The sequence below is a fragment of the Sphingomonas sp. UYAg733 genome (assembly GCF_054057355.1).
The window spans coordinates 265,833-283,581 of record NZ_JBSRZE010000004.1 but is presented as its reverse complement, the minus strand read 5'-3'; the positions used below and the strand labels follow the sequence as shown (position 1 = coordinate 283,581).

Sequence of the window (17,749 nt, the reverse complement as noted above, 5' to 3'; positions counted from 1 at the left end):
CTTCGCGTGCCGCTTTTATAAGCGTGCACCTCTGCTCCGCGCTGGCGTTCAAAATCGGGTCCGACTGTGGCACAATGATGGCGCATGCCTAACGACCGGCCTTTCAAGCAGCGCGAGCGGCGCGTTGCCCCGCCTTTGGACGCCGCCGCGCTGGATCGACTCGCGCTGCGCTATGTCGAGCGTTTCTCGACAACCCGAGCCCGCCTCGTCGACTATCTGAGGCGCAAGATCCGCACGCGCGGCTGGGACGGAGAGAGCGCCGACCCGGCGGCGATCGCCGAGAAGATGGCCGAGCTTGGTTATATCGACGATCGCGCGTTCGGTGAGGCGCGGGCCTCGGCGATGGCGCGGCGTGGGCTGGGTAAGCGGCGCGTGACGGGCGCGTTCCGCCAGGCGGGGATCGGAGAAGAGGATGCCGAGGCACTGGCGCCGGCGATCGAGGCGCGGGCGCTCGATGCGGCGCTGACCTTTGCACGCAAGAAGCGCATCGGCCCGTTCGCGCAGGACCAGGCCGATCGACCGCTGCGCGAGAAGCAGATTGCGGCGATGATTCGTGGCGGACATGATTTTACCCTGTCGCGACGCATCGCGACGATGGCCCCCGGAGGGGATGTCGGGGACCTGTCCAGCGATTGATCGCGCGGCACGTCGAACTGGGGCTTTTTCCCGCCGCAACGATCGTGCTATGGCGGTTTGCGGGGGAAGTTACGTATGCGTATCGAAACGCAACCGGTGGACTGGGACCGGCTTAACGAAGCGACTGTGTCTGACGCAATGGGGTCTGACGCACCGGACGGGGATTCTGTCTCCGACGGAATGTTGTATGCCGGTACGCTGAAATGGTTCGACGTGACGCGGGGCTTTGGTTTCGTGGTCGGCGACGATCCATCGGTCGGGGATATATTGATCCATTTCTCCGTGTTGCAGCCGCATGGTCGCCGTAGCCTGCCCGAGGGCGCGCGGATCGAATGTCGTGCCGTGGTGCGTGACCGCGGCCTGCAGGCGGTCGAGATCGTCTCGATCGACCTGACCAATGCGGTCGAGCCAGCGCCGCGCACGCGATCCCCGGGCGACCGGATCGACCCCGTGGCGCTGATCGAGGCCGCCGGGCCGTTCGAGGCGGTGACGGTCAAATGGTTCAACCGATTGAAGGGTTACGGTTTTCTGGTGCGCGAAGCCGATTCTGCGCATATATTCGTACACATGGAAACATTGCGCCGGGCCGGGTTGATCGAAGTCGATCCCGAGCAGCGGTTGCGGGCGCGGATCGTCGAAGGGCGTAAAGGCCCGCTGGCAGTGGCAGTGGAAGAGGAAGCACGATGAACACCGCTCGGCCCCTGATGGCGGCGCTCGCGCTCGGCGTGATGGCGTTGACCGGGGGATGCACCAAGGAAGGCGCCGCTTCGCCGGCGAGCGAGGTCGCCGCGGCAACCATTGTCACGATCAAGAGCGCTAATGGCGCGCATGTCTTCAAAGTCGATCTTGCCGATACCGTCGCCCAACAGCAGCGCGGGCTGATGTACCGCACCGGCATTCCCAAGGACGGCGGCATGCTGTTCGCACCCTATCCGCCCGAGGGCGGTGGCCCGCGCGAGGCGAGCTTCTGGATGAAGAACACGCCGAGCACGCTCGACATCATCTTCATCCGGCCCGATGGCACGATCGCGCATATCGCGGAGAATACCGTACCCTTTTCGGAGAGCCCGATCCCGTCGGGCGAACCGGTCGGCGCGGTGCTCGAGATCAACGGCGGACGCGCGCTGGAGCTTGGCATCGTCGAGGGCGATAGTGTCAGCTGGACGAAGAAGGCCGGTTGATCGCGGTTGATGACGGCCCACTGGACGGCTAAGCGCGGATCATGGGCATCAATCTCAATCCATTCACCTGGTGGAACGGCGCCAGCTGGGGCACCATGATCGGGCTGCGCGGCAAGGTCCGCGTCGGCGACGACGCGCTCGGCAACGTCTATTATGAGGGCGGCAAGGACACTAACGGCAATCCGCGCCGCTGGGTGATCTATGCCGGCGCGAACGATTCGAGTCGCGTCGCGCCCGAATGGTTCAGCTGGCTGCATCATCAGGTCGATGATTTGCCCGATCGCTCGCTCCCCGCGGCGCGGGTGTGGGAAAAGCCCGCTTTGCCTAACCTGACCGGTACGGCGCTCGCCTATCGCCCGTCTGGCGCGCTCGAAAAGGGCGGCCGCCGCGCCGCCGCGACGGGTGATTACGAAGCCTGGACGCCTGAAGCGTGATCGATCGCCGCTGGTTGCTTGGGGGCGGGCTTGCCCTGGTCCTGGGGATTGGCGGCTGGCTCGGTTACGGGTGGTGGCAGGACCGCGCCCGCACCGCCTCGCCCGGAGCACGCCCCACGCCACGGACCTCGCTCGATGACGAAATACCTTCGTCCGACGTGACCACGATCGACGTGTCGTCGAGCGTCGATCCCTCTTTCGGCGCGACGCCGATGGCGCAGCGAATCGCGGTGATCGGCCTGCTCAACAAGCGCAACGGCGTGTCGCGCGACCTGAAGCTCAAGCCGGGCCAGGCGGTGCGCGTCGGCGATGTCGTGATCCGGCTGCGCGCCTGCGAACGTACCGCGCCGTGGGAGCAGCAGCCCTATACCGGCGCGTTCGTGCAGGTCGATGTCGAGCAGAACAACAAGAGCTGGCGGCGGGTTTTCTCGGGCTGGTTGTATAAAGAACGGCCGCAGCTAAACGTCGTGCTGCACCCGATCTATGACGTGTGGACCAAGAGCTGCGAGATGACCTTCCCCGAGGGCGGGCCGGATTCGGTGAGCGCCGGCGATAGCGCGCCGAAGGATGGTACCGCGACGCCACGGTCGAGCGAGAAGAAGTCCCCCGCCGCGCCCGAAGCGACTCCTTCGCCGGTGCCGACCACGCCCGCGATCGCGCCGGTCAACAACCCGACATAGTCGCTTCGCGTGATTTCCACCGCGCCGAGCGAGGCGAGGTGGTCGGTCATGAACTGGCAATCGAGCAAGATGAATCCGCCGACGCGCAACCGCGCGACGAGCCACGCGATCGCCACTTTCGACGCGTCGCGCGCGCGGCTGACCATGCTCTCGCCGAAGAACGCCTTGCCGAGCGCGAGACCATAGAGTCCGCCGACCAGATCATCGCCGTCCCACACCTCGATCGAATGCGCGAAGCCTATCGTGTGGAGCTTGAGGAAGACGTCTTCGATCTGCGTGTTGATCCAGGTGTCGGGACGGTCCTGTGCGGATTCGGCGCATAGTGCGATGATCCGCGCAAAGGCGGTATCGGCGGTGACGCGGTAACGGTCGGCGACGATCGTCTTCTTCAGCGAGTGCGAGAGGCGGAAACCATCGAGCGGGAGGATCGCGCGCTCCTTCGGTTCGACCCAATAGACGCTGTCCGCGTCCCGCGCATCGGCCATCGGGAAGACGCCGACCGCATAAGCGCCGAGCACCAGATTGGGGTCGAGCGGAACAAGGTCGAACGCCGCGTCGGGCGTCCCCTTCATGCCGCGAGCCGCTTCTCGATCGCCTGCCACAATTCTGTAAAGGCCTGCCCGCCGGCCGATCTGGCGGCGAAGCTGCCGACCGGTGCGCGCCTTACCGCCATCGATTCGACCACGCTTGCCATCGGCACCACCGGCCAGTCGGGGTGGCGGGCGAGCGCCTCGGCATGGAGCTTGCGGCGGCGATCGACCATCGAATGGACCGGGAGGAGGTTGGCCTTGCCGCCGAGATGCTTCACCACCTCGGCATAGGCGCGCTCAGACAGCGGCGATGGAATGACCGGAATGACGATCAGGTCGGCGGCGCGCATCACCTGGTCGCTCGTCTCGGTCAGCCCGGGCGGGCAATCGAGCAGGATGCGGTCATAGGATTTGCGCAAGCCTGTGAGCAGTTTTTGCAGCCGTTTCTTCTTGTCGAGTTCGTGGAACAGCAGGTCGAGCCCGCGCAACGAGGCGTCCGCGCCGATCAGGTCGAGCCGCTCGATCGTGGTCTTGCGCACCAGCTTCTCCGGCTCGACATCCTTGGAGAAGACCGATTGGGCCTGCTCCTTCGTCTTGCCGTCGGACAGAAGGAAGCTGCTCGCGGCCTGCGGGTCGAGATCCCAGAGCAGGGTACGACGCGACGACTGGATCGCCGAGCACCAGGCAAGATTGACCGCCAGCGTGGTCTTACCGACACCGCCCTTCAGGCTGTAGATCGCGATCGTCGCCACGCGCGTCCTTCCGCTGTTGCCCGCGCATCGTGCCGGAGGGTTGTGACGGAGGCAAGGCGATGGATGGGCCTCACCTGAATTTCCGCTGTATCATGACTCGATTCCCTTGGCTTCAGGAGCCTCCTGCAGAACCAGGGCGGTCCGCTACGAAAGCAGATATGGCAGGGTCCGAGCGTGAGGTGAATCGATCTCTGATCTCTAGGTCAGCGCGGCGAGTTTGGTGGACGGTCGGGCGAGATATGGGACACCCTATGTTGCATATCTCCGGGGTCGGATGATTGCAGTAAACCTATGATATATAACAGGATTATGGTAAAAGTTATGGCGCGCGCAAGGCTGCGCTAATTAGTATTGTGTCCCCGAATTACCGTGCCGCCACGCCCAGCCGCCGATAAGCCTTGCGCCAATCGTATAGCAGCTTGCGCCGCACACCCAGCTCGATCGCCAGCGCTGAAAACTGCTCGCCAGCTTCCAGCCGCAAAACGGCCCCCTCCTTGAACTCTGTTGTGAACACTCGGTTCGTTCGTTCTGACACGCTACCTCCTCGGATACCGTGTCACTCAATTACCCTGTCTCACTCAAGGGGTGCACTCCAATTTTGTGCCCAAAATAGGAGCAGGGCTCCCGGTGATCGGCGCGCTATGGCAAGCGCTCAGGTCGACAGTCAAATGAGGCCGTGGCGCCCGACAAATTCAAAGTGATGAACGTGCGCCGACCTACGTGCCGAACATCGATGCTTGGGGAACCCAAAGCAACTAAATGCCAGACAATTAGCGGGGTGCCATTCGTTTCATCAACAATACGGCCCGGTATCCCGTTTAGCGACGCCGTCGCCCTTTTAAAGTCGAGTATCAGTCTAACCGACTTGTCTTTTGCTGAGACCCGATTGCCGAGGCACAACGAGTCCGGCTCATCGGAGCAGGCACCCTGTCCAGACAGGGTGCAATTATATCGCCCTTGTTCGACAGATGCGGCAATACTTGGGCTGGCGAGCGCCGCTGCCCAAACCATAGAAAGACGTGGATCGATCTTCATTGGCAGAAGGTGGCACGCCGAACGGCCTTTGCAATTAGAAATGTCCGCATAACCATCTTTCCGATGGAAAAGACGGGGCCGTTGCAAAGTCGCTCTGAGCGGACATCGATGATCGCGTTTTCCAATCATCACAAAAAAGGCCGGTGGATCGCTCCACCGGCCGCTTGTTTCGTTTACGCGTAACCGTTCAGGCGCGGCAGGTGAGCGTGCCCTTGCCCGGCTGGGTTAGCGTGATGTTCTTCGGGTTTCCGGTCAGCGAGTAACCCTCGGCGACCAGTGGCTTACCGGCTTCGTCGGCCTTGAGCACGATCGTCGGACCGGCCTTTTCCAACTTCAGCATCGCCTGCTTGTCGCCCTGGAAGAAGGTGACATAGGCCAGGCTGTTGTCCTTGCAGCGGAAAGTGACCTCCGCCTTCATCGCCGGCGGCAGTTCGACCGGCGCGCGGTTGGCGATCGCTTCCGCTTGAGGATCGGATGAAACGCTGGTCACCACTTCCGGTGACTTGCTGTTGTTACAAGCCGACAGCGCGAGCAGCGCGACGGCGACGAGCGGGATGGTGCGGTTGATCATGTCGAGGGGACGCTTCGCGCACGCGAAAGAGTTCGTCAAGAGCGCAGATTTCCGGCCGAAGCGAGCCTTTTGCGCTGCAGCAAATGGACATTTATGTTTGCTGAACAAACAACTGGTTATTCATGGAATTCGTCGAGATCGGGGATGCGGCCAAACGCGATCTTGGTGCCGACGCGGTCGATGCGACCGCCCGATTGCGGGCCGAGGCTGACCGCGTTGCGGCCGAATTTCTCATTGATGCGGTCCATCGCGCGGCTGAGCGACAAGGTGCGAGTCTCGCGGGCGAGCGGATCATTGGGGTCAAGCAGGCCGAACAAGGATTGTTGCTCGCCGATAACCGGCTCGATCTCGGCCAGGGTCACGCCGATCATGCGGATCTGAAAATCGCCGGGGCGCACCTTGCCGGCCGCATAGAGCAGGGGAAACAACGTCTCGAGCGCGGCGAGGACGGCGAAGCTGTCCTGAGTCGAGGAGAGTTTACGGCTCGCGCGCCAGGTCGATTTGTCGTCCTCGAACCGCGCATGGAGGATCAGCAGTCGGCTGCGATAGGATTTCCGGCGCAAGCGGCTCGTCGCCTTGAGTGCGAGGCGGCGCGCGGTGAGCCGTACCGCCTCGGCACCGCGTTTGCTCGGCGACAGGACATGGCTGTGGCCGATCGAGCGGCTCTGCGTGGCTTTTTCGGGCAAGTCGACGCCGTGCAGCAGATACCAGAGCCGGTCGCCATTGGTGCCGCCCCAGGCGTTGCCGGCATCGCGCGGGCGGCGTTCGCACAACTGGCGGATGTCGTTGACTCCGTCCTGTGCGAGCCGTTTCTCCATCTTCGCGCCAATCCCGCAAATGTCGCGTAAAGCAAGATCGTAGAGCCGTTCGGGTAGGGTCTCGGCGTCGAGGATGACCAACCCATCGGGTTTCTGCATGTCCGAGGCGAGCTTGGCGAGCAGGCGGTTGGGCGCTATGCCGACCGAACTGGTCATGCACTCGCCGATATTGGCGTGGATCCCCGCCTTGATGCGGTGGGCAAGTGCGATCGCGTCGACGCGGCTATTCTCATTGTCGAGCAGGCGGCAAGCGACTTCGTCGATCGAACAGACCTTTGTCACGGGCACATGCTTCCAGACTTCCGCGACGATCGCATCGTGGAACTCGACATATTTCTCATGTCGGGCGGGCGTGATGATCAGGTCGCGACACAATCGTTTGGCTTCCCAGACCGGCGTGCCGGTGGTGATGCCATAGCGCTTCGCCTCGACGCTGGCGGCGATCGCAACGGTGGTATCGCTATCGACCGGCGCGACCAGCACCGGCTTGCCGCGCAATGCCGGATCGAGCTGCTGTTCCACGCTGGCGAATTAGCTATTCAGATCGAGGAACAGCCAACGCAGCGGCCGCGGGGGCAGGATGAGCGAGTCGTTGGGCATAATCGGAACAATAGCAGAACATATGGGCACGCAACAGGATGCCGTAGCGTCGGATAATTCGCTGAACGCGCGGCGAAATTAATCGCAACGACACGCTTTCGGCCCTATATAAGAAAGGTGAGCACCGCGATTCCCCACCAGTACAGCGTCGGCATCGATCCGGCGGACATCGACTTTATGGGTCATGTGAACAACGCATCCTACCTGAAATGGGTACAGGACGCGGTGGTCAACCACTGGCAGCGTTTCGCGCCGGCCGAGGCGGTATCAGGGCATCTGTGGGTCGCGCTGAAGCACGAAATCACATATCGCAAGCCGACCTTTCTGAATGACGAAGTGATCGCCACCGTGCTGCTCGAAAAGGTGCAGGGCGCGCGCGCCTTCTACCAGACGATCATCAAGCGCGGCGAGGAAGTGCTTGCCGAGGTTCAGTCGAGCTGGTGCTGCCTCGACGCCAAGACTTTGCGTCCGGCGCGAATCGCCGAAAGCATCTCGGAGCTGTTTTTCCACAAGGATTGAGCCTTGCGGTCATGTGGCGAGCACGACAGGCAGCGTGAATTTCCCATAGAGCAATTGGCACGCCCGAGACGATCGTGGCCGGCGGCCGCAGCTTGATCGGATAGCAATTGCTCCAATCCGGTGCGTGTAGCGCTGGCCGCGTTTCGTCATCGGCGCTAGGGTCGTGGCGGGGGATGAGCCTTGTCCGCCAGACAGGCGGGGGCGCCCTATGCATAAACCGTTCAATTTCGTTCAGGCGGCGATCCTGAAGGCGATGACCGAGGCGCTGTTCCACGGTGTCGATATGAAGATATCCTCACCGCAGGTCGTCGCCAATATCCAGCATCAGTTCGGCATGGTTGTGGGCGGCAAGCCGAAGCAGATCGGGTTGTCGCTCTATCTGATCTGCCTGGTGATGGGTGGGCCGTTCTTCCTGCTGTTCGGACCGGCGTGGCGCGCGCGACGGGTGGAGAAACGGCTGCATATGTCGCGTAACAATCTGATGCAGGATCTCGCGCGGACCAGGGGCATTATCTATGCCGGTTATTACGGTCATTGGGACGGCGTCAGCGAAGACGATAATCGCGACAATGTGGTGCTGGCGTCAATCGGTTTCACGCTGCCCGGGCATCGCGTGCGCGCGCCGGGCGAGGTGCCGATCGTGCCGTTTCTTGGCCGCGAGCTGGGCGATGGCGATATTCTCGGCATGGATCAGGTGCCCGACTCCGCGGGCGTGATCGTGATTGGGTCGGGCGCGGGCGGGGCGGTGGCGGCGGCGAACCTCGCCGCGCAGGGCCATGACGTGTTGATCATCGAGGCGGGCGCGCATTTCCCGTCGAGTGCGATGACCCATGAGGAGCGCAAGATGACCGCGCGGTTGTTCGTCGATGGCGGCGTGCAGACCAGCCGCGACAATGACGTGGTGCTGTTCCAGGGACGCTGTGTCGGCGGGTCGACCGCGATCAACAACGGCATCTGCCTGCGGGTGAAGCAGGACGGCCTGACCCATCCGGCGGCGCGCGACGTGTTCGCGAGTTGGGCCGCGCTGGGCGGACCGGTAGACGAAGCGCGCTTCGTCAAAGCCTATGAGGCGGTCGAGACGCGGCTGGGGATCGAGCCGGTCGATCCGCAAAGCGGGCGCAACAACGGCACGCATTTGCTGCGCGGCTGGGCGGCACACGCCGCATCGAGCGACGATCCGATCGATGCGGGGGCGGTCGCGACCTGGTTCAGCAAGAATTATGGCCCGCGCAGCATTGGGGCTGCGTGCGCCTATTGTGGTTATTGCAACACCGGCTGCCCCTATGGCCGCAAACAGGGGATGGCGCAGTCCTATCTGCTCGATGCGCGGCGCGCCGGAGCGACTATCCTGGCGGACACGACGGTCGGCCGGATCCGTTGGCGGCCCGGCCTGACAGGCGACAAGCGCGTCGCCGACGGGGTCGAAATCAAATTGGCCGACGGCGGCACGCGGTTCGTGCGCGCCACCACCGGCGTGGTGGTCGCGGCGGGGGCGATGGCGTCGAGCCGGCTTCTCGCGGCGAGTGATGTGGGGAATAGCGGTACCGGTATTTCGCTCAACATCGCCTGTCCGGTGGTCGCGCTGATACCCGAAGGCACGGGCATAGCCGGGGACATGCGATCCTGGGACGAGGACCAGATGGCGACTTATGTCGATCGCGGCGACTTCCTGCTCGAATCGCATTTCCAGCCGCCGATGAGCATGTCGACGCTGATGCCGGGCTGGTTCGACACCCATGCCGGGCGGATGCGCCAATATGGCCGGCTGGCCTCGGCCGGCGTCCTATTTCCGGTCGACCGGCAGGGCAGCATGAAGGGGGGCAAGCTGCACCTCAAGTTTCGCGAGGATGTCGAATTGCCGCTGCTGCGGCGGGCACTGTCCACGCTGGTGCGGGTGCATTTCGCGGCCGGCGCGATCGAGGTCTATCCCGGGCTGGCGCGGGGACAGACGTTGCGGCCTGACGATGATGTCGAGGCTTTCTTCGATGAGGCGATTCAGGCGGCGGACGATGTCGTGCTGTCGAGTTCGCACCCGCATGGCGGCAATGCTCGTAACGCTGATCCCGAAAAGGGGGTGGTCGATCTCGAATGCCGGTTGCATGGGGTGAGCAATGTGCTGGTTACCGACGCGAGCACGTTCACCAGCTGTATTCGCGTCAATGCGCAGCTGACGACGATGGCGATGGCGCACTATGCAACGAGCCGGGATCCGTTTGCCGGGGTGTGATCGGCGGTTGGCATCGACCCGATATTCCTTTGTGGGAGGGAGGGCTTAGCGGCGGGTGGGGCTCGATGCCCCGTTCGACGCTTCGCGTCGAGCGATGCGCTTCGCGATCGCACCCTCCCCCGGCCCCTCCATAAAGGGAGGGGAGAAGGGTGGTGGGGCTTACTGGGCGATCAAATAAGCCTGCAATGCCTGCCATGCGGGAAGTTTCGCGGCCAGCCCGACGGTGTGCAGCGGGCTGCTCGAGGGCAGGGCGATCCGAGCGATGTACGGCGCGGTGTCGCCGATCTGCGCCACGCCGTGGCGATAGGCGGTGGCGCCGTTGAAGCCGATTGCGCGGAGCTCGGGCAGGGTGCGGATCAGCGCGGTCAGGTCGTTGGCGACATGGTCCTGGATCGCCGCGTCGCTGCTGCCTTCGCGCCGCGCGCTGGCTACGACATCCCACAGGCCGATATGCGCATCGCGCAGCGTGGCGAGGCGCCCGTCATAGTTTAACGGGACGAGATCGCGAGCGATCACCGCCGACATCAGCCACCAGAACTGGTTCTGCGGATGCGCATAATAACGCGCCTCTGCGAGTGACCGATCACCGGGCAGGCTGCCGAGTATGAGCAGGCGGGTGGCTGGATCGGTGATGGGCGGGAAGCTGCGCTTGGTGGTCATCTGTCCAGATTTAGGTCGGTCAGACGGCGCGTCCAGCGTCGATCTGGTCCAGGCGCGACTGTAGGAATCGGCGCTCGGCGGGCTGGCGGGTGAGGTGGAGCGCAGTCCAGTAGGAAGTCCGTGCCGCCGCGGTGCGGCCGAGCCTGCGCTGCATGTCGGCGCGTGCGGCATGGGCGAGGTGATAGGTGTCCAGCGCGCCCTGCGCGAGGATCGTCTCGACTGCGGCCAGGCCGACCTCGGGACCGTCGCGCATGCCGAGCGCAACGGCGCGGTTGAGTGCGACCACCGGCGATGGATCGAGGCGGTGCAGCACGTCGTAGAGCGCGACGATCTGCGGCCAGTCTGTCTGTGCGCTGCTCGGGGCGTCGGCATGGATCGAGGCGATCGCGGCCTGGAGAAGATAGGGGTCGATGCGACGCGAAGCCGTGCCGCGCTCGATCAGCAACTGCGCCTCGGCAATGCTGCCACGATTCCACAAGGACCGGTCCTGATCCTCGAGCAGGATCAGGTCGCCAGCGGCATCGACCCGGGTGGCGCGCCGCGCGTCGTGTAGCAGCATCAGCGCGAGCAGGCCTAAAGCCTCCGGGTCGGCTATCAGCTCGACGACCAGCCGGGCGAGGCGAATCGCCTCCGATGACAGGTCGGGGCGGGTCAGGCTCGGGCCGTCGGTCGCCGCATAGCCTTCGTTGAAGATCAGATAGAGGGCGCGCAGTGCGCTATCGAGCCGGGCCGGCAGATCGGCGGGCGCCGGCACTTCATAGGGGATCGCGTTGTCGCGGATCTTCGCCTTGGCGCGCACGATGCGCTGCGCGATGGTCGGGGTGGGGGTAAGATAGGCGCGCGCGATCTCCTCGGTAGTCAGGCCGCCGACCTCGCGCAGGGTCAGCGCGATGCGTGCATCGGGCGCAAGCGCGGGATGGCAGCAGATGAAGATCAGCCGCAGTTCGTCGTCCTGGATGGTGTCGGGCATGACCATTTCCTCGGCCGGCTCCGTATTCGGCTCGGTCAGGGCGACGAGGTCTGGCAGGACGTCCGACAGCCGCGCCTGTCGACGCCAGCGATCGATCGTCTTGAAACGCCCGGTGGAGACGAGCCAGGAATAGGGGTTCGTCGGCACGCCTTCACGCGGCCAGCGGTCCGCCGCGGCGGCAAAGGCCTCGTGCAAGGCTTCCTCCGCCGCGTCGAAGCCGCCGAGCAGGCGGATCAGGGTCGCCAGCACGCGCCGCTTTTCGGTGCGATAAGCTGTCTCGACGGCGGCGCGTGCGTCGGCGGTCATGATCCCGGGCTCAGCGTGCCAGGCTCAAAGCATTGGTCGGGGCTGGCTATAATCGACCACCGGCCGAACCTCGATCGAGCCGATCCTGGCCAGCGGGTGACCGCTGGCAACGCGTACCGCCTCGTTCAGGTCGGGCGCTTCGATCACGACGATGCCGCCCAATATCTCCTTGGTTTCCATGAACGGTCCGTCGATCGTCGACATCTTGCCGTCACGGACCTGCAGAGTCATCGCCTCTTCCGGGAAGACCAGCGCCTCGCCCATGACGAAATGGCCGCTTTCGCGCAGCACGACATCGTAGGTCGAGCATTCGGCAAGTGCCGCATCAGCCTCGGGACTGCCGCCGAACAGGGTCTGGGGGTGATAATAGATCAGGCAGGCGTAGCGCATGATAGGGCTCCTTTGGTTAGCGCCGTCAGTGCCACTGGTCGTTCGCGATCGGGCGGATTCGACAATTCCCGAAATCTTTTTTTAGGGTGGGGGAGACGAGGCGGCATTTGCGGCCGCCTCATTTCCAAGCAAGGGGTTAGGCTGCCCCGAGATAATCCAGCTTGCCCACCGGCACGCCGTTATGGCGCAGGATCGCGTAGGCCATGGTGATGTGGAAATAGATGTTGGGCAGCGCGAAGGTCAGGACATAGCTGCGGCCGGTGAAGGTGAGGGTACGGCCCGGCGTCTGGAACGAGACCTCCGCCTCCTCCTTGCCGTCGAGCGAGTCGCGCGGGACGGTCGCGAGCAGCGCCTTTGCCTTGGCGATGCGCGCCTGGAGTTCGGCGAAGCTGGTTTCATTGTCCTCGAACACGACATTTTCGACCCCGCCGACGCGAGTCGCCACGCCCTTGATCGAATCGGTGACGCGCTGCACCTGAGCGGTGAGTGTCGCCATGTCGGGCGCGAGGCGCGAGCCGAGCAGCACCGCCGGATCGAAGCCCTTTTCGACGGCGAAAGCCTCGCCCTTGATGAGCACGCCCGAAAGGGCATCAAGTGCGCGGCCGAAGACGGGCACGGTGAGGTCGTAGAGTGATGTTGTCATGGCGGCGGTCTAGGCCGACGCCGGCGTCGCGTCGATGGGTTTTTGAGCTGCGAGCGCCCCATTCGAATGGAGGATGCAGTGATCGCCGACGTGCGTCACCAAGCCCAATAATCAAAGGAATTCGATATGCGGCTTGTCTTACCTGCGATCATCCTCGCGAGCATCATGGGCCATCCCGCAAGCGCCTCCCCGACCGATTGCAGGCAATTCCTGGCCGGCCATTGGGTGGGCAAGGGAAAGGTCGAGGGATTCGGCAAGCCGGTGCAAGTCGACAATGACTATAGTTATAGCAAGGATGGGTCGTTCGCGACGATCAACCGCTATCTCGGGAAGAACGGGCGCTGGAACAAACAGCGGCTGGTCGGCACCTGGAAGGTCGTCGCGGGCAAGGGAGCGAACGAATGCACGCTCACCCTGACCGGGACAGGCGTGAGCATGGGATCGAGCTCCACGTCCGATTTCAGCATCATCGACAGCGACACATTTCGGTCGCTCGGTTTCGACATGAAGCGCGTGCGGCAATAGCCATATCACATGAAGGATATCGACCGGAGATATCGCGGCTTGGCATCGCAGAAGGGCTCGTTTAGCCTGTGACGATGGCGGAAAAGATCACCAGCTATGCGGAATTCTGGCCCTTCTATCTGCGTGAGCATGCGAAGATGGAGACGCGGCGGCTGCACTATATCGGCACGACGCTGACCGTCCTGTTCCTGGCGCTCGCGCTGGTAAAAGGCGGTTGGTGGTGGGCGGTGGTGCCGATCGCCGGATATGGCTTTGCCTGGGTCGCGCACTTCACCGTCGAGAAGAACCGCCCGGCGACCTTCACCTATCCGCTTTGGTCGCTGGTCAGCGATTACCGGATGTATCTCCTGGCGGTGACCGGGCGGCTGGCACCGCATCTGCGCACAGCAGGGGTGGTCTGACCACCCCGCTTCAGCCGCGCGGCCGGTGGCTGCCGCCACCGCGATCGTAGCCGAAGGCGAAACCGGGGATGCCGCATTTGACGACCTTGCCGTTGCGGCTCGACTGAAGCTCGAGATAGGCGTTGTTCGACATGTTGAACGGGTAGGATGTCGAGTTCACATTGCTGACCGTGCCGACCAGTTTGGTGTCGGTCCAGGTGGTGAAGCTGATGATATAGCCGCCCTGGCCGGCGACGAAGGGCGGAGGGGCGCCCCAGAGCGTCGCCATGCTGTAATCGCTGCGCGGGCCGAAGCCGGTGCCAGTGATCGTCACCATGCTGCCACGGATCAGGCGGCCGGGAAAGCGGCTGCCATTGATGCTGTAGATCGTCGCGGGAAATGCGGGGCACGAGGCCATGGCGATGCGCAGCCGTGGCGACACCGTGTCCGTAGCGATGTCGCCCGGGCGCGGGATAACGCGGATCGGTTGGGTGGAGCGGGGCGTGGCGGCCGGCCGGGGCGGATGTATCTGAGTCAATGCAAGGGCAAGCAGAATGATCATGGCATGTCTCCGAACAGGGTGACGGCACACCCGAGGATTGGAGATGCGCAGTCGATTCCGTTCGAGCAGGGCGAAGATGGTTTGGCTTCCATCGTTTGTAGGAGGCCTGTGCTTGCCGATCGGGCATCGCCGCCCCTATCTAGCCCGATGACCATCGTCCCCAATACGCTCGCCCTGATCGGCAACACCCCACTCGTTCGGCTGAACGGGCCGAGCGAGGCCAGCGGCTGCGACATTTTCGGCAAATGCGAATTCGCCAATCCGGGCGCGTCGGTGAAGGACCGCGCCGCGCTTTATATCGTGGAGGACGCCGAGGCGCGGGGCGCGATCGAGCCGGGTGGGACGATCGTCGAGGGCACGGCGGGCAATACCGGGATCGGGCTGGCGCTGGTCGCCAATGCCAAGGGTTACAAGACGATCATCGTCATGCCCGAGACGCAGAGTCGCGAGAAGATGGAGACGCTGCGCGCGCTCGGTGCCGAACTCGTGCTGGTGCCGGCCGCACCCTATTCGAACCCGGCGCATTTCGTGCACACCAGCCGCCGCATCGCGGAAGAAACGCCGAATGCGATCTGGGCCAATCAGTTCGATAATATCGCCAATCGCCGCGCACATATCGTCGGCACCGCGGAAGAAATCTGGACGCAGATGGACGGCCGTATCGATGGCTTCACCTGTGCGGTCGGGACCGGCGGGACCCTGGCCGGGGTCGGCCTGGGATTGAAAGCCAAGGACGAGGCCGTGTGCATCGCGCTGAGCGATCCGCACGGCGCCTCGCTGTACGATTATTATGCGCATGGCGAGTTGAGGTCGGAAGGGTCGTCGGTGGCCGAGGGGATCGGGCAGGGGCGGATCACCGCCAATCTCGAGGGCGCGCCGGTCGATACCCAATTCCGCATTTCCGACGCGGAAGCGATGGGGTGGGTGCGCCGATTGCTCGCCGAGGAGGGGCTGTGCCTGGGGCTCTCGTCGGGGATCAACGTCGCCGGCGCGATCGCGCTCGCGAAGCAGCTCGGGCCGGGCAAGCGTGTCGCGACGATCCTGTGCGACACTGGATTCCGCTATCTCTCGACGCTCTACAATGCCGAATGGCTAAAGGCGAAGGGCTTGCCCATATTGCCATGGCTCGCGACGGATTGAGCCTTGGCATCGACAAGATGGTGCTCATGCGATAGTTTTGCCCGATAAGCATGAAAATGGTCGCACCGGATCCTGGACAGAGGACGCAACGCGTTAAGGTCGGTATGATCGGCCTTGCCGCCGTTCTGCTGCTGATTGGCCTTGCCGCAGCGATTTTCGCAACAGCAAGCCGCGAGCGTGGCGTGCTCGGTGGTGCAAACCCCGATGTCGTCGCCAATCTAACGATCAGCAACGACATGGTTGCGGTCGGCGATGGCAGCGAGCCGCTCGCCGATCTCGGCCTGACGCCAAGCACCGCTACCGAACAGGTCAACGTTGCCGAGATTGCCAACAACGCGGCCACGCCGCGGTGAATCGCGTCGCGGCCATTGTGGATTCGGCCGGGTGGCGCGGGGAAATCATGGTCGATGACTCGGTGGGGCCGGGCGGTTGCCGCTTCTGTAGGCGAATGAGCGTGAACACACAGAGAACAGATTGTTATGGTTAAGAAAAAATCGTCCTGAATCCCGTCAGGATAGCCAATTACCCCGGTTTTCCCGCGAATTCCCCTTGAATCCCCGGCTCACCCAAAGTAACCTTCTTTTCTTAGAGGGGCATACTCTTTCGCCTGCGCGAGACAGGGCCACGAGGACGGTTAACGCCGCTTTCGTGGAACGGAGGTTTGTGTCTGCCTCACATGGGGTAGGCTTTGGTGGATCGGATCGACTATCAAGGGGACGGTATCGGACTTGTCGATGACAAGTGCCGGGTCGCGATCCCCTCGTCGCTTCGGGCGGCGCTCGCCACCAACAGCCCGCGTGCCGACGGCAAGGACGGCGGCACCGTCATCATCGGCGTTCACGAAAGCAGCCCCTGCCTGATCGCCTATGACGAGGGTTATCGCACCGTCCTGAAAGATCGCGCCGCCCTGCGCGAGGCCGCTTACATGGCCGAACACGGTGCGCATAACCCCAATTTTCGCCGTGAAGCCTCACAGGGCGAGCCGGTGCCGTTCGACGGCAGCGGTCGCTTCATCATGCCCGCCTTTCCCAGGTTCCACGCCAATATCGACACCAACGCCTTCTTCTACGGCACGTTCGACTGTTTCGAGATCTGGGACCCGAAGACCTTGCTCGAATCCAACGTGGCCGACGTAATGAAGTCGTGCGTGCGCTTCCACTGCCAGCAGAAGGGGATCGTGCTGTGATCTCCGACGCCGCTCTCGACGCCCCTCATGTCCCCGTCATGCTCGCCGAAGTCATCGACGCGCTCACCATTGCCCCCGGTGAACGCCATGTCGATGCAACCTTTGGCGCCGGCGGCTACACCAGGGCGATGCTCGCCGCCGGTGCGCGCGTCTATGGTTTCGACCGTGATCCCGACGCGATTGCGGCCGGCCGGGCGTTGGAGGCGCAGTCGAGCGGCGCGCTGACGCTGGTGCCTGCGACCTTTTCCTCGATGGAGGCGGAGCTGGCGGCGCGCGATGCGATGCCGGTCGATGGCGTGACGCTGGATATCGGCGTGTCCTCGATGCAGCTCGACCAGGCCGAGCGCGGTTTTTCGTTCCAGACGGACGGGCCGCTCGACATGCGCATGAGTCAGGAGGGCCCCACTGCGGCCGACTTCGTCAACACCGCCGACGAGAGCGACATCGCCGATGTGCTGCATGATTATGGCGATGAGCCCCGCGCTCGCCGCGTCGCGCGCGCGATCGTCGCGGCGCGGCCGATCACGCGGACCGGCGAGCTGGCGCACGTCGTGCGCCGTGCGCTCGGCTATAAAGCGCATGACAAGAAGGACCCGGCGACGCGCACGTTCCAGGCACTGCGCATCGAGGTCAATCGCGAGCTCGGCGAACTGGCCGATGGGCTGGCTGCGGCGGAGCGTGTGCTCAAGCCCGGTGGGACGTTGGCGGTGATCACCTTTCACTCCGGCGAAGATCGTCTGGTGAAGCGCTTCCTGCGCGAACGGAGTGGTTCGATGCCCGGGGGTTCGCGGCATCTTCCCGAGTTGTTGGCCAGAGAAAAGCCGAGTTTTGAAGACGTTGGACGCGCAGTGCGGGCCGGCGATGCCGAAATCGCCGGCAATCCGCGGGCGCGGTCGGCGACATTGCGGACGGCGCGGCGGACTTCGGCCGCAGCGTGGCCCAGTTCGGGGCCGAGCACTGGGCCGAGCACCGGGCCGAGCACTGGGCCGAGTAAAGGAGCGTAA

The 17,749-nt window shown here is 63.8% G+C and carries 22 protein-coding genes and 1 pseudogene; 13 read left to right on the top strand and 10 right to left on the bottom strand.

The window, feature by feature from the left end; translation table 11 throughout:
• Nucleotides 1-84: 84 nt before the first annotated feature.
• The 5 genes and pseudogenes from ACVWZA_RS10450 to ACVWZA_RS10430 form a co-directional block, all read left to right on the top strand.
• Nucleotides 85-636 (top strand): regulatory protein RecX, encoded by a 552-nt coding sequence (locus ACVWZA_RS10450; RefSeq protein ID WP_457311132.1) that lies wholly within the window; start codon nt 85-87, stop codon nt 634-636.
• 75 nt (nt 637-711) lie between these two features.
• Nucleotides 712-1,323, top strand: coding sequence for a cold-shock protein (locus tag ACVWZA_RS10445; protein WP_457311131.1), 612 nt, complete (start codon nt 712-714; stop codon nt 1,321-1,323).
• Nucleotides 1,320-1,817, top strand: coding sequence for a DUF192 domain-containing protein (locus tag ACVWZA_RS10440; RefSeq protein WP_457311130.1), 498 nt, complete (start codon nt 1,320-1,322; stop codon nt 1,815-1,817). The genes ACVWZA_RS10445 and ACVWZA_RS10440 overlap by 4 nt, the downstream gene beginning before the upstream one ends.
• A 41-nt stretch (nt 1,818-1,858) precedes the next feature.
• Nucleotides 1,859-2,251, top strand: a complete 393-nt coding sequence (locus ACVWZA_RS10435) for an NADH:ubiquinone oxidoreductase subunit NDUFA12 (RefSeq protein ID WP_457311129.1) — start codon at nt 1,859-1,861, stop codon at nt 2,249-2,251.
• A 212-nt stretch (nt 2,252-2,463) separates the two neighbouring features.
• A pseudogene (locus tag ACVWZA_RS10430) lies at nt 2,464-2,697 on the top strand (DUF2155 domain-containing protein); the annotation flags it as partial.
• Nucleotides 2,698-2,732: 35 nt separating this feature from the next.
• Here ACVWZA_RS10430 and aat read toward each other — a convergent pair.
• The 5 genes from aat to ACVWZA_RS10405 all read right to left on the bottom strand — a co-directional run bounded on the left by aat (nt 2,733) and on the right by ACVWZA_RS10405 (nt 7,159).
• The gene (gene aat, locus ACVWZA_RS10425; RefSeq protein ID WP_457311128.1) at nt 2,733-3,503 is read right to left on the bottom strand and encodes a leucyl/phenylalanyl-tRNA--protein transferase; all 771 of its coding nucleotides are present in this window, start codon (nt 3,501-3,503) and stop codon (nt 2,733-2,735) included.
• Nucleotides 3,500-4,213 (bottom strand): ParA family protein, encoded by a 714-nt coding sequence (locus ACVWZA_RS10420; RefSeq protein WP_457311127.1) that lies wholly within the window; start codon nt 4,211-4,213, stop codon nt 3,500-3,502. The genes aat and ACVWZA_RS10420 overlap by 4 nt, the downstream gene beginning before the upstream one ends.
• Nucleotides 4,214-4,577: 364 nt before the next feature.
• A complete protein-coding gene (locus ACVWZA_RS10415; protein WP_457311126.1) occupies nt 4,578-4,748 on the bottom strand; it encodes a transposase in 171 nt (56 codons plus the stop codon).
• A 687-nt stretch (nt 4,749-5,435) separates the two neighbouring features.
• Nucleotides 5,436-5,819, bottom strand: a complete 384-nt coding sequence (locus tag ACVWZA_RS10410) for a hypothetical protein (RefSeq protein WP_457311125.1) — start codon at nt 5,817-5,819, stop codon at nt 5,436-5,438.
• 116 nt (nt 5,820-5,935) lie between these two features.
• The gene (locus tag ACVWZA_RS10405) at nt 5,936-7,159 is read right to left on the bottom strand and encodes a Y-family DNA polymerase (RefSeq protein ID WP_457311124.1); all 1,224 of its coding nucleotides are present in this window, start codon (nt 7,157-7,159) and stop codon (nt 5,936-5,938) included.
• 195 nt (nt 7,160-7,354) lie between these two features.
• Here ACVWZA_RS10405 and ACVWZA_RS10400 point away from each other — a divergent pair, with 195 nt between their 5' ends.
• Both ACVWZA_RS10400 and ACVWZA_RS10395 read left to right on the top strand, forming a co-directional pair.
• Complete coding sequence (locus tag ACVWZA_RS10400) at nt 7,355-7,756, top strand: acyl-CoA thioesterase (RefSeq protein WP_457311123.1); 402 nt, start codon at nt 7,355-7,357, stop codon at nt 7,754-7,756.
• 208 nt (nt 7,757-7,964) lie between these two features.
• Nucleotides 7,965-9,983: an FAD-dependent oxidoreductase gene (locus tag ACVWZA_RS10395; RefSeq protein ID WP_457311122.1), complete on the top strand. Its 2,019-nt coding sequence runs from the start codon at nt 7,965-7,967 to the stop codon at nt 9,981-9,983.
• 159 nt (nt 9,984-10,142) lie between these two features.
• On the opposite strand, the gene ACVWZA_RS10390 is transcribed toward ACVWZA_RS10395, so the two are convergent.
• From ACVWZA_RS10390 to ACVWZA_RS10375, 4 genes are all read right to left on the bottom strand, one after another.
• A complete protein-coding gene (locus ACVWZA_RS10390; RefSeq protein WP_457311121.1) occupies nt 10,143-10,643 on the bottom strand; it encodes a DNA-deoxyinosine glycosylase in 501 nt (166 codons plus the stop codon).
• A gap of 19 nt (nt 10,644-10,662) precedes the next feature.
• Nucleotides 10,663-11,919 carry an RNA polymerase sigma factor gene (locus ACVWZA_RS10385; RefSeq protein WP_457311120.1) on the bottom strand — a complete coding sequence of 419 codons (1,257 nt, stop codon included), beginning with the start codon at nt 11,917-11,919 and terminating at the stop codon, nt 10,663-10,665.
• Nucleotides 11,920-11,943: 24 nt separating this feature from the next.
• Nucleotides 11,944-12,309, bottom strand: a complete 366-nt coding sequence (locus tag ACVWZA_RS10380; RefSeq protein WP_457311119.1) for a YciI family protein — start codon at nt 12,307-12,309, stop codon at nt 11,944-11,946.
• A gap of 136 nt (nt 12,310-12,445) precedes the next feature.
• Nucleotides 12,446-12,952: a DUF1993 domain-containing protein gene (locus ACVWZA_RS10375; protein WP_457311118.1), complete on the bottom strand. Its 507-nt coding sequence runs from the start codon at nt 12,950-12,952 to the stop codon at nt 12,446-12,448.
• A 126-nt stretch (nt 12,953-13,078) separates the two neighbouring features.
• On the opposite strand from ACVWZA_RS10375, the gene ACVWZA_RS10370 reads away from it, so the two are divergent.
• Entirely contained in the window at nt 13,079-13,477 is a 399-nt protein-coding gene (locus tag ACVWZA_RS10370; protein WP_457311117.1) for a hypothetical protein, read from the top strand.
• 74 nt (nt 13,478-13,551) lie between these two features.
• The gene (locus ACVWZA_RS10365; RefSeq protein WP_457311116.1) at nt 13,552-13,878 is read left to right on the top strand and encodes an Mpo1-like protein; all 327 of its coding nucleotides are present in this window, start codon (nt 13,552-13,554) and stop codon (nt 13,876-13,878) included.
• A 10-nt stretch (nt 13,879-13,888) separates the two neighbouring features.
• Here ACVWZA_RS10365 and ACVWZA_RS10360 read toward each other — a convergent pair whose 3' ends face one another.
• Complete coding sequence (locus ACVWZA_RS10360) at nt 13,889-14,419, bottom strand: hypothetical protein (RefSeq protein WP_457311115.1); 531 nt, start codon at nt 14,417-14,419, stop codon at nt 13,889-13,891.
• Between the two features lie 147 nt (nt 14,420-14,566).
• On the opposite strand from ACVWZA_RS10360, the gene ACVWZA_RS10355 reads away from it, so the two are divergent.
• From ACVWZA_RS10355 to rsmH, 4 genes are all read left to right on the top strand, one after another.
• Nucleotides 14,567-15,559, top strand: coding sequence for a cysteine synthase A (locus ACVWZA_RS10355; RefSeq protein ID WP_457311114.1), 993 nt, complete (start codon nt 14,567-14,569; stop codon nt 15,557-15,559).
• A gap of 104 nt (nt 15,560-15,663) precedes the next feature.
• A complete protein-coding gene (locus tag ACVWZA_RS10350) occupies nt 15,664-15,912 on the top strand; it encodes a hypothetical protein (RefSeq protein WP_457311113.1) in 249 nt (82 codons plus the stop codon).
• 338 nt (nt 15,913-16,250) lie between these two features.
• The gene (locus ACVWZA_RS10345; protein ID WP_457311112.1) at nt 16,251-16,745 is read left to right on the top strand and encodes a division/cell wall cluster transcriptional repressor MraZ; all 495 of its coding nucleotides are present in this window, start codon (nt 16,251-16,253) and stop codon (nt 16,743-16,745) included.
• Entirely contained in the window at nt 16,745-17,749 is a 1,005-nt protein-coding gene (gene rsmH, locus ACVWZA_RS10340; protein WP_457311159.1) for a 16S rRNA (cytosine(1402)-N(4))-methyltransferase RsmH, read from the top strand. The genes ACVWZA_RS10345 and rsmH overlap by 1 nt, the downstream gene beginning before the upstream one ends.